The 9347-nt window shown below is 58.2% G+C and carries 8 protein-coding genes and 1 tRNA gene; 1 reads left to right on the top strand and 8 read right to left on the bottom strand.

Annotation, left to right across the window (positions count from 1 at the left end; all coding sequences use genetic code 11):
• Positions 1-5 precede the first annotated feature (5 nt).
• The gene (locus QLG10_RS20670) at positions 6-2207 is read left to right on the top strand and encodes an OsmC domain/YcaO domain-containing protein (protein ID WP_188264173.1); all 2202 of its coding nucleotides are present in this window, start codon (positions 6-8) and stop codon (positions 2205-2207) included.
• A gap of 63 nt (positions 2208-2270) precedes the next feature.
• On the opposite strand, the gene ychF is transcribed toward QLG10_RS20670, so the two are convergent.
• From ychF to QLG10_RS20710, 8 genes are all read right to left on the bottom strand, one after another.
• Positions 2271-3371 carry a redox-regulated ATPase YchF gene (gene ychF, locus QLG10_RS20675; RefSeq protein ID WP_110751511.1) on the bottom strand — a complete coding sequence of 367 codons (1101 nt, stop codon included), beginning with the start codon at positions 3369-3371 and terminating at the stop codon, positions 2271-2273.
• 22 nt (positions 3372-3393) lie between these two features.
• Positions 3394-3978 (bottom strand): aminoacyl-tRNA hydrolase, encoded by a 585-nt coding sequence (gene pth / locus QLG10_RS20680; protein ID WP_020799735.1) that lies wholly within the window; start codon positions 3976-3978, stop codon positions 3394-3396.
• Between the two features lie 169 nt (positions 3979-4147).
• Positions 4148-4747, bottom strand: a complete 600-nt coding sequence (locus tag QLG10_RS20685) for a 50S ribosomal protein L25/general stress protein Ctc (protein WP_007981839.1) — start codon at positions 4745-4747, stop codon at positions 4148-4150.
• A 142-nt stretch (positions 4748-4889) separates the two neighbouring features.
• Entirely contained in the window at positions 4890-5831 is a 942-nt protein-coding gene (locus QLG10_RS20690; protein ID WP_003171603.1) for a ribose-phosphate pyrophosphokinase, read from the bottom strand.
• 45 nt (positions 5832-5876) lie between these two features.
• Positions 5877-5951 (bottom strand) — tRNA-Gln (locus QLG10_RS20695).
• Between the two features lie 36 nt (positions 5952-5987).
• Positions 5988-6839 carry a 4-(cytidine 5'-diphospho)-2-C-methyl-D-erythritol kinase gene (ispE, locus tag QLG10_RS20700; RefSeq protein WP_020799737.1) on the bottom strand — a complete coding sequence of 284 codons (852 nt, stop codon included), beginning with the start codon at positions 6837-6839 and terminating at the stop codon, positions 5988-5990.
• A gap of 1 nt (position 6840) precedes the next feature.
• Complete coding sequence (gene lolB / locus QLG10_RS20705) at positions 6841-7458, bottom strand: lipoprotein insertase outer membrane protein LolB (protein ID WP_188264171.1); 618 nt, start codon at positions 7456-7458, stop codon at positions 6841-6843.
• A 4-nt stretch (positions 7459-7462) separates the two neighbouring features.
• Positions 7463-9187, bottom strand: a complete 1725-nt coding sequence (locus QLG10_RS20710) for a tetratricopeptide repeat protein (RefSeq protein ID WP_188264170.1) — start codon at positions 9185-9187, stop codon at positions 7463-7465.
• Between the last annotated feature and the right edge of the window lie 160 nt (positions 9188-9347).

A 9347-nucleotide genomic window follows, 5' to 3' on the forward strand; every position in this document is an offset into this window, starting at 1 on the left:
CCCGCATGGAAATCAAGGTCAATTTTCTCGACAACCTTCGACTTGAAGCCAAGTTCGATGACTTCACCGTGGTGGCCGACCAGCCTATCCGCTATAAGGGCGATGGCTCGGCACCGGGTCCGTTCGACTACTTCCTGGCTTCGTCGGCGTTGTGTGCGGCTTACTTTGTGAAGTTGTACTGCGACACTCGCAATATCCCTACCGAAAACATCCGACTGTCGCAGAACAACATCGTCGACCCGGAAAACCGCTACAACCAGATTTTCAAGATTCAGGTCGAGTTGCCGGCAGATATCTCCGACAAAGACCGTCAGGGCATCTTGCGCTCCATCGACCGCTGCACCGTGAAAAAGGTGGTGCAGGCCGGGCCTGAGTTCGTGATTGAAGAGGTGGAGAACCTGGATGCCGATGCCCAGGCGTTGCTGATGCCTGCTGCCATTTCAGGTTCAGGGGCGGGCACCTACATCGTGGGCAAGGACCTGCCGCTGGAACAGACCATCGCCAACATGTCCGGCATTCTGGCCGACCTGGGCATGAAGATCGAAATCGCTTCGTGGCGCAATATCGTGCCCAATGTATGGTCGCTGCATATCCGCGATGCGCACTCGCCTATGTGCTTTACCAATGGCAAGGGCGCGACCAAAGAGGGCGCGTTGGCGTCGGCCTTGGGCGAGTTCATCGAGCGGTTGAACTGTAACTTCTTCTACAACGATCAGTTCTGGGGAGAGGACATCGCCAATGCGGCGTTTGTACACTACCCGAACGAACGCTGGTTCCAGCCTGGCCCTAAAGATGAACTGCCGCCGGAGATTCTCGACGCGTACTGCCTGCGGGTTTACAACCGCGATGGCGAGTTGCGTGGCTCGCACCTGATCGACACCAATTCGGGCAACGAAGAGCGCGGCATCTGTTCGCTGCCGTATGTACGCCAGTCAGACGGCGAGGTGGTGTATTTCCCCTCCAACCTGATCGAAAACCTGTACCTGAGCAATGGCATGAGCGCCGGTAATACGCTGGCCGAAGCGCAGGTGCAGTGCTTGTCGGAAATCTTCGAGCGCGCGGTCAAGCGCGAAATCATCGAAGGTGAATTCGCCCTGCCGGATGTGCCGGCCGATGTGCTGGCGAAGTACCCCGCGATACTGGCCGGTATCCAGGCGCTGGAAGAGCAGGGGTTCCCTGTGTTGGTGAAGGATGCGTCCCTGGGGGGTGAGTTCCCGGTGATGTGCGTCACCTTGATGAACCCGCGTACCGGTGGTGTATTCGCCTCGTTCGGCGCACACCCGAGCCTGGAAGTGGCGCTGGAGCGCAGCCTGACGGAGTTGTTGCAGGGCCGCAGCTTCGAAGGCCTCAATGACTTACCTCTGCCGACCTTTGAAGGTCATGCGGTGACCGAGCCGAACAACTTCGTCGAGCACTTTATCGATTCGAGCGGCGTGGTGTCGTGGCGCTTCTTCAGTGCCCAGTCCGATTACGAATTCGTGGAGTGGGACTTCTCGGGCCAGGGTGAAAACTCCAATGCCGAGGAAGCCGCGACCTTGTTCGGCATTCTCGAAGGCATGGGCAAAGAAGTGTACATGGCGGTGTATGAGCACATCGGCGCGACGGCCTGCCGCATCCTGGTGCCGGACTACTCGGAAATTTATCCGGTTGACGATCTGATCTGGGATAACACCAACAAGGCGCTGTTTTTCCGCGAGGACATCCTCAATCTGCACAGCCTGGACAAGGCCGGCTTGAAGGCACTGCTCAAGCGTCTGGAAGACAGCGAGCTGGATGACTACACCGACATCACCACCTTGATCGGCATCGAATTCGACGACAATACCGTTTGGGGTCAGTTGACGATCCTGGAGTTGAAGTTGTTGCTCAATCTCGTCTTGCAGAAATTTGAAGAGGCCAAGGAGCTGGTGGAAATGTTCCTCCAGTACAACGACAACACGGTCGAGCGCGGCTTGTTCTACCAGGCCGTGAACGTGGTGCTGGAGATGGAACTGGACGAGGACCTGGAGCTGGCCGACTACGAGGCCAACTTCCGTCGGATGTTCGGCAATGAGCGCATGGATGCCGCGATCGGCTCCGTGAACGGCAGCGTGCGCTTCTTCGGCTTGACGCCTACCAGCATGAAGCTGGAGGGCCTCGATAGGCATCTGCGACTGATCGAGAGCTACAAGAAACTGCACGCGGCGCGCGCAAAGGTGACGGGTTAACCCGTTTAAGGCGCCCACAAAAAAAGCACCCCAGGGTGCTTTTTTTGTTAATGGCTGCGAGCGTCAGACGTTGAAGCGGAAGTGCATCACGTCGCCGTCCTTGACGATGTAGTCCTTGCCTTCCAGGCGCCATTTGCCGGCTTCCTTGGTGCCGGCTTCACCCTTGTACTGGATGAAGTCGTTGTAGGCGATCACTTCGGCGCGGATGAAGCCCTTTTCGAAGTCGGTGTGGATCACGCCTGCAGCTTGTGGTGCGGTGGCACCGACGCGCACGGTCCAGGCGCGAACTTCTTCGACACCGGCGGTGAAGTAAGTCTGCAGGTGCAGCATTTCGTAGCCGGCGCGGATCACGCGGTTCAGGCCAGGTTCTTCGAGGCCCAGGGCTTCGAGGAACATGTCTTTTTCTTCGCCGTCATCGAGCTCGGCGATTTCCGCTTCGATCTTGTTGCACACCGGAACAACCATGGCGCCTTCTTCTTCGGCGATGGCCTTGACCACGTCCAAGTGCGGGTTGTTCTCGAAACCGTCTTCAGCGACGTTGGCGATGTACATGACCGGCTTGGTGGTCAGCAGGTGGAAGCCCTTGATCACCGCTTTTTCGTCGGCGCCCATGTTCTTCATCAGGCTGCGCGCAGGCTTGCCTTCGGTGAAGTGAGCGATCAGTTGCTCCAGCAGGCCTTTCTGGACCACTGCGTCCTTGTCGCCGCCCTTGGCGTTGCGCGCGACTTTCTGCAGTTGCTTCTCGCAGCTGTCGAGGTCGGCGAAGATCAATTCCAGGTCGATGATTTCGATGTCGCGTTTCGGATCGACGCTGTTGGAAACGTGAATCACGTTCTCGTCTTCGAAGCAGCGGACCACGTGGGCGATGGCATCGGTTTCACGGATGTTGGCCAAAAACTTGTTGCCCAGGCCTTCACCTTTCGACGCGCCGGCCACCAGGCCCGCGATGTCGACGAATTCCATGGTGGTCGGCAGGATGCGCTTCGGATTGACGATTTCCGCCAGCGCCTGCAGGCGCGGATCCGGCATCGGCACGATACCGCTGTTGGGCTCGATGGTGCAGAAGGGGAAGTTCTCGGCCGCGATCCCGGATTTGGTCAGGGCGTTGAACAGGGTGGACTTGCCGACGTTAGGCAGGCCGACGATGCCGCAATTGAATCCCATGGTGTTTCCCCTCGGGTAAAAGTCAGGCCTTCTGGCTGTGCAGGTTTTTCATCGCGCGGTTCCATTCACCGGCGAGGATATCCGGCAGCACGCCGAGGGCAAAGTCGATGCTGGCATCGAGTTTTTCCTGTTCGGCGCGTGGCGCACGACCCAGGACGAAATTTGAAACCATGCTGGCGACGCCCGGGTGACCGATGCCAAGCCGCAGGCGGTGGAAAGTGTTCTGATTGCCCAGTTGCGCAATGATGTCGCGCAAACCGTTATGACCGCCATGGCCGCCGCCCACTTTGAGTTTGGCAACGCCCGGAGGCAGATCGAGTTCGTCGTGTGCCACGAGGATTTCTTCAGGCTTGATGCGGAAGAAACCTGCAAGGGCCGCCACGGCCTGGCCGCTACGGTTCATGTACGTGGTGGGAATCAGCAGACGAACATCCTGACCCTGATGCGAAAAGCGCCCGGTCAGGCCGAAATATTTGCGGTCCGCCACAAGGTTCACACCTTGTGCGTTCGCGATGCGCTCAACAAAAAGGGCCCCTGCGTTATGCCGGGTCTGTTCGTATTCAGCGCCTGGATTTCCCAAGCCAACGATCAGTTTAATGGCAGTCACGATAGGGGCCCTTCATTGGAGTGGTGGATAACATCGCCGCAATCAGGGAGTGCGGCGAAAGTGGACGAAAAATGCTCATTTACCATGATGTAAACTCCGCGTTCTCGCCCGCTTTCTCGCTACGCTCTAGTCCGCGATGTTTCCGGTCACTCCGGCAGTGCAGAGTAAATTACTCTGCAGCGCCTTCTGCAGCTTCTGGAGCAACACGTGGAGCGTGGACGTTGGCAACAGCCTTGTCATCGCCGTGTGCCAGAGCAACAAACTCAACGCCTTTAGGGGCTTTGAGGTCGGACAGGTGAATGATCGAACCGATTTCAGCGTCAGCCAGGTCGACTTCGATGAACTCAGGCAGATCTTTCGGCAGGCAGGAAACTTCGATCTCGGCAACAACGTGCGAGATTTCGCCGCCTTTCTTGGTCGGTGCTTCTTCGTTGATGAAGTGCACTGGAACGATAGCGGTCAGCTTCTGGCCGGCAACTACGCGTACGAAGTCAGCGTGCATCACGTGGCCTTTGGCCGGGTGACGTTGCAGAGCCTTGATTACGACGTTTTGCTTGGTGCCACCAACGTTCAGCTCGATGATGTGGCTGTAAGCCGCTTCGTTTTCGAGCAGTTTGGCAACTTCTTTGGCCAGCATGCTGATGGATTCAGGGGCTTTGTCGCCACCGTAAACTACAGCTGGAACCAGGCTTGCGAGACGACGCAGGCGGCGGCTCGCACCTTTCCCCAGGTCGGAACGCACTTCAGCATTCAGAGTAAAATCGTTCATGTTGTATCTCCAAAATAACCACACTCGCCCCAGCGTTTGCGACCAGCGCTAAAGGCGATATGGGCAAAAAAGCCCCGCCCCGACAGGAATGCCGGGGCGGGGCGCTTTTCGTCAACGAGACATTTCGAGAAGGGCAGGGCCCTTAGCGGAACATCGCGCTGATCGATTCTTCATTGCTGATGCGGCGGACCGCCTCGGCAACTACCGGTGCGATATCCAGTTGGCGGATACGCGCACAGGCTTGTGCTGCAGCGGACAGCGGGATGGTATTAGTCACCACCAGCTCGTCCAGCACGGAATTTTCGATGTTTTCGATCGCCCGACCGGACAACACAGGGTGTGTGCAGTAGGCGAAAACCTTGGCAGCGCCATGCTCTTTCAAGGCCTTGGCCGCGTGGCACAGGGTGCCGGCGGTATCGACCATGTCATCGACCAGAATACAGGTACGCCCTTCGACATCACCGATGATATGCATCACTTCAGAGTGATTGGCTTTCTCACGGCGTTTGTCGATGATCCCGAGATCCACGCCCAGCGACTTGGCAACGGCACGTGCACGCACGACGCCACCAATGTCCGGGGACACGATCATCAGGTTTTCGAAGCGCTGATCTTCAATGTCATCCACCAGAACCGGGGAGCCGTAGATGTTATCTACCGGAATATCGAAGAAACCCTGGATTTGGTCAGCATGCAGATCAACCGTGAGAACACGGTCGATGCCGACTACGGTAAGCATGTCAGCCACGACTTTCGCGCTGATAGCCACACGTGCGGAACGCGGACGGCGATCCTGACGGGCATAACCAAAGTAAGGAATAACAGCAGTGATACGAGTAGCCGAGGAGCGGCGGAAGGCATCAGCCATCACTACCAGTTCCATCAGGTTATCGTTGGTCGGAGCGCAAGTCGGCTGAATAATGAAGACGTCTTTACCGCGGACGTTTTCATTGATCTCGGCTGTAATTTCGCCGTCGGAGAATTTACCGACAGAGATGTCACCGAGAGGGATATGCAGCTGACGTACGACACGCCGAGCCAGATCGGGGTTAGCATTCCCCGTAAAGACCATCATCTTGGACACGCGCAGTACCTAGAGGCTGAGGGTAACCTGGATGAGTATAGAAAATGGCAGGGGCGGCTGGATTCGAACCAACGCATGGCAGGATCAAAACCTGCTGCCTTACCGCTTGGCGACGCCCCTGTATCTGTTGCAACGATTACCCAGTAATCGGTTCCTTTAGAGCAGACTTTGCAGCTTGCGATGCAACATCGAGATGTTGCTTCCTTTTGCTACAAACCCTGTAAGGGTCTCTGTAAGAAGGGCCGAGACTTTATCAGCTTCAGCTTTGCTTGGGAAGCCCCCAAACACACAACTTCCAGTTCCGGTGAGTTTTGCTTCGGTAAAATTACCTAACAAATTCAATGCGTTACGTACCTCTGGATAACGCCTTGCTACCACCGGCAAGCAGTCATTTCGACTGTTTCCCTTGGGAACGGGGCGCACTTTAATGGGAGGAGTGTTACGTGTCAACAACGGATCTGAAAAAATTTCTGCCGTACTTACAGAGACTTGCGGCACCAGCACGAGATACCAGGGTTCTTCCGGGTCGACAGGGGTCAGTTTCTCGCCCACGCCCTCGGCGAAAGCCGCATGGCCGCGCACGAAAACCGGGACATCGGCGCCCAGCGTCAAGCCCAGCGCGGCCAGCCGATCCTCGTCCCAACCCAGTTGCCAGAGGTGATTGAGGCCGAGCAGGGTGGTGGCGGCATTCGAACTGCCGCCGCCGATGCCGCCGCCCATGGGCAGGACTTTATCGATCCAGATATCAATACCGAGCGAGCAGCCGGATTGCGCCTGAAGTTTTTTCGCGGCCTTGACGATCAAGTTACTGTCGTGGGGGACGCCTTCGAACTCGGTGTGCAGGCAAATGACACCGTCATCGCGCACGGCAAAGGTGATTTCGTCGCCGTAGTCGAGAAATTGAAAGAGCGTCTGCAGCTCGTGGTAGCCGTCTTCACGGCGACCCAGAATGTGCAGCATCAAATTGAGTTTGGCCGGGGACGGCAGGGTCAGGCGATTGGCTGGCATGTCATTGCCCCAATTTGCGCGGTTGCCAGGCCTTGATCACCAGTGTGACATCCAGGTCGGTGCCGTGCAGTTTGATCCGCTCGGGCAACCAGTAACCATTCTGCTCGGTATAGGCCGTGTACTCGACCTGCCAGCCGTCCTGTTCGAGGCTGGCCAGACGGCTGTCGCCATCGAGCGTCAAGCGGCTTTTGCTGTCCGGTGCCGGGAGCCCGCGGACCCACCAGGCCAGGTTGGAAACCGGCAGTTTCCAGCCCAGCTGTTCTTCAAGCAGGGCATCCGGGGACGGCGCTTCGTAGCGTCCCTGGTTGGCGACCTCCAGGGACACCTTGCCCGGACGCCCGGTCAGGCGCGCTGCACCGCGACCCAATGGGCCCGAGAGGCGAATGTCGTAGTATTCCTGGCGTTGCAGCCAGAACAGCGTGCCGCTGCCGGAATCTTTGGGCGCGCGGATGCCGATCTTGCCGTCGATCTGCCAGCCATCAAGACTCGCAAGTTGCAGTTTGTGCTCGCGCCATTGCGCCGGGTTGCCGTGGCCCTCGACGGATTCGCGGGCAGTGAAACCCGCACAGCCGGCGAGCAGGGCGATGAAGCTGAAAACGATGAAGTGGCGCAAAAACATAATCTTAAAGAGTCTCTGATCCGGTCAGGCGCTTGATGGTGCTGCGCAGGGTAGGGCTGTCGGGCTGATCCTTGAGGAATTTGCCCCAGATTTGCCGAGCTTCGCGTTGCTTGCCGTTGGCCCACAGGACTTCGCCGAGGTGGGCGGCGACTTCCTGGTCGGGGAAGCGCTCCAGGGCCTGGCGCAGCAGGCGCTCGGCTTCGTCGAGATTGCCCATGCGGTAGTTCACCCAGCCAAGGCTGTCGAGAACCGCCGGGTCTTCCGGAGTGATCCGGTGCGCTTGCTCGATCAGCGCCTTGGCTTCGGCGTACCGCGTCGTGCGGTCAGACAGGGTATAGCCGAGGGCGTTCAATGCCATGGCATTGTCTGGATCGCGCTTGATGATCAGGCGCAGGTCTTTTTCCATTTGTGCCAGGTCATTGCGTTTTTCCGCCTGCATGGCGCGGGTATAGAGCAGATTCAGGTCGTCCGGGTATTTTTGCAGGGCTTGTTCCAGGACTTTCCAGGCTTTGTCCCCCTGTTTGTTGGCGGACAGGGTTTCGGCTTCGATCAGGTACAACTGGATCGCATAGTCCGGTTGCTCATCGCGCTCTGCCGCCAGCTTGCGCTGGGCTTCGGCAGTCTTGCCGTTATTCATCAGAATGTCGGCCTGACGCAGTTGTGCAGGCAAATAGTCGTTACCCGGGCCGACCTGGCCGTACTCGATCAGCGCGCCTTGAGGATCGTTACGTTCTTCAGCAATGCGCCCAAGGTTCAGGTGCGCCGAGTCGACATGGCTGTCACGGGCGATCAGGTCTTCCAGATAGCCCTTGGCCTCGTCCCAGGCCTTGGCCTCCAGGCAGACGAGCGCCAGTGAATAACGCAGATCGTCGTCTTCGGGGTATTGCTGCACCAGGCTTGAGAACTCGGCCTTGGCATCATCCATGCGGTTCTGTTCAACCAGCATGCGCGCGTAAGTCAGGCGCAGGCGCTTGTCATCCGGATACTTCTTGATGCTTTTTTGCAGCAGGGGCAAGGCTTCGTCGCCGCGATCTAGCGATTGCAGCAAGCGTGCGCGCAGCAGGATCGGGGCGATTTCGCCGTCGTCTGGCGGATTGTCTTCCAGTAGCGTCAGTGCGCCTTTGGTGTCGCCGTCCTGTTGCAGCAGCAAGGCCTTGCCGAAAATCAGCTGGCCGTTGTTCGGGTGGCGCTGCAACAAACGGTCAAAACTTTTCATCAGGCCATTGCGCGTGTCCTGGTCGGTATCGGCCGCGGACAGCGCGAGGAAGTCGAAATGGGTATCGCCCTTGCCCAGCAGCACTTTCTCCATATAGACCATGGAGTCGTCATAGCGCCCGGCGCGCGCCAACTGCACGGCGGCGGCTCGCTGGGCCTCAAGGTCGTCCGGCGCGTTTTTGGCCCAGATCAGTGCGGTGTCCAGGGCAGCCTGGTCGGCGCCCAGGTACTCGGCAATGCGGAATGCCCGCTCGGAGATGCCCGGATCCTGGGTATTGATGGCCTGGGTCACGTAGTTGTCCAGGGCGATGTCGAAACGATTGCGCTGGCCAGCCAGCTCCGCACTCAGCAGGCTGAAGACGGTGTCTTCGCTGAATGAACTGTAGACCTTGGGCTTTTCAGGGGCCGGGGTGGAGTCTTCGACCGGCGACGGGTCATCCGTCGACACGGGAGCCAAGGCCTGGCAGCCGCTGAGAAAGACAAGGGCGAGGAGCAACGCGGAAGATCTATTCATATAGGAAGAGGACGACTAACCTGCGGTCGGATCATCATGACACAAGCCTTCGGTCAAACATAACCGGCCCCGGCAATTTACCGTCGCACCCCATGCCCGGCCCCACCCTGTAGGAGCTGCCGCAGGCTGCGATCTTTTGATTTTGCTTTTTCAAGATCAA

The organism is Pseudomonas sp. V98_8 (genome assembly GCF_029967975.1).
Classification (GTDB): domain Bacteria; phylum Pseudomonadota; class Gammaproteobacteria; order Pseudomonadales; family Pseudomonadaceae; genus Aquipseudomonas; species Aquipseudomonas umsongensis.

Excerpts from the sequence above, each read along its gene's own strand:
- ychF (WP_110751511.1), bottom strand. The coding sequence starts at position 3,371 with ATGGGATTCAATTGCGGCATCGTCGGCCTGCCTAACGTCGGCAAGTCC.
- QLG10_RS20685 (WP_007981839.1), bottom strand. The coding sequence starts at position 4,747 with ATGAACGATTTTACTCTGAATGCTGAAGTGCGTTCCGACCTGGGGAAA.
- QLG10_RS20670 (WP_188264173.1), top strand. The coding sequence starts at position 6 with ATGGAAATCAAGGTCAATTTTCTCGACAACCTTCGACTTGAAGCCAAG.
- lolB (WP_188264171.1), bottom strand. The coding sequence starts at position 7,458 with ATGTTTTTGCGCCACTTCATCGTTTTCAGCTTCATCGCCCTGCTCGCC.
- ispE (WP_020799737.1), bottom strand. The coding sequence starts at position 6,839 with ATGCCAGCCAATCGCCTGACCCTGCCGTCCCCGGCCAAACTCAATTTG.
- QLG10_RS20710 (WP_188264170.1), bottom strand. The coding sequence starts at position 9,187 with ATGAATAGATCTTCCGCGTTGCTCCTCGCCCTTGTCTTTCTCAGCGGC.